Origin of the sequence: Hydrogenophaga sp. (assembly GCF_031426985.1) — a bacterium.
Lineage (GTDB): Bacteria > Pseudomonadota > Gammaproteobacteria > Burkholderiales > Burkholderiaceae_C > Hydrogenophaga.
The window spans coordinates 1-1,015 of record NZ_JASJOY010000144.1; the positions used below are offsets into that span (position 1 = coordinate 1).

General features: G+C 64.3%; 1 protein-coding gene and 1 tRNA gene. One reads left to right on the forward strand and one right to left on the reverse strand.

Features of this window, described 5'->3' with window-relative positions; all coding sequences use genetic code 11:
- Window positions 1-170: 170 nt before the first annotated feature.
- Window positions 171-246: transfer RNA gene (locus tag RMP09_RS16100), tRNA-Arg, on the reverse strand.
- A gap of 239 nt (window positions 247-485) precedes the next feature.
- On the opposite strand from RMP09_RS16100, the gene RMP09_RS16105 reads away from it, so the two are divergent.
- On the forward strand, window positions 486-1,015 hold a 530-nt coding region (locus RMP09_RS16105), incomplete at its 3' end, for a c-type cytochrome (protein ID WP_310567000.1).

Sequence of the window (1,015 nt, forward strand, 5' to 3'; positions counted from 1 at the left end):
CAAAGTCATGGGCTACGCGTGGGCCATAGACGGGCCATGGTGATGTAGAGCTTCTTGCCGTGACCACAAGTCCATTTGCCCTGTGGCCCAGTACCACCACGGCTTTTGCGTCATCGGGACAACTTTGACGGTCACGTGGGCCACAAGAAACCCACGTATGTCATTGATTTTGGTGCGGCTGGCGGGGATCGAACCCACGACCCTCGGCTTCGGAGGCCGATACTCTATCCACTGAGCTACAGCCGCATGCTGTAAGGAGACCAATAGTCGAATTGTTGCATGCCGGGCCCGTGACCATAGGCTTCGGAGGCCAATACTCTATCCACTGAGCTACAGCCGCAACAGCGACCGATTCTATCAGGCGGGCTCAGCTGCAAGTCTGCGGCAAGAGGGGTTTGGCTATAATCGCGGGCTGTCCGGCGCTTGGCCGGGCACGGCCTGCCCCACCCATCCTGGCTCCCCGTTCCGCCATTCTTGAGGACACCATGAGCGACCACGCGCACGATTCCCACACCGGCCCGATCAAAACCCCTGCCCAGTTGCTCTGGACGTCGTTTTTCTCGTTTGTCGCCCCGATCTTCATCATCATCGGCCTGGTGTACTACGTCACCTCCGGCGACAAGCCGGCCGCCGGCGCGGTGGACCCCGAACTCGCGACCGCCCAGCGCATCCAGCGCGTGGGCACCGTGGTGCTGGGTGATGCCGCAACGATCGCTGCCGCCATGGCGGCTTCGGGCGCAGCCCCGGCCCCAGCCGCTGACGGTGCGGCCGCTGGTGCACCCACCGCCGCACTCAGCGGCGAAGCGCTTTACAACAAGGCTTGCGTGGCCTGCCATGCGGCCGGTGTGGCCGGTGCGCCCAAGTTCGGCGACAAGGCCGCCTGGGGCCCGCGTATCGGCCTTGGCCTGGAAGCGCTGACCGCCAGCGCGATCAAGGGTAAAAACGCCATGCCTCCCAAGGGCGGCTCCACGGCGTCGGACGCCGAGATCCAGTCGGCCGTCGAGTTCATCCTCGC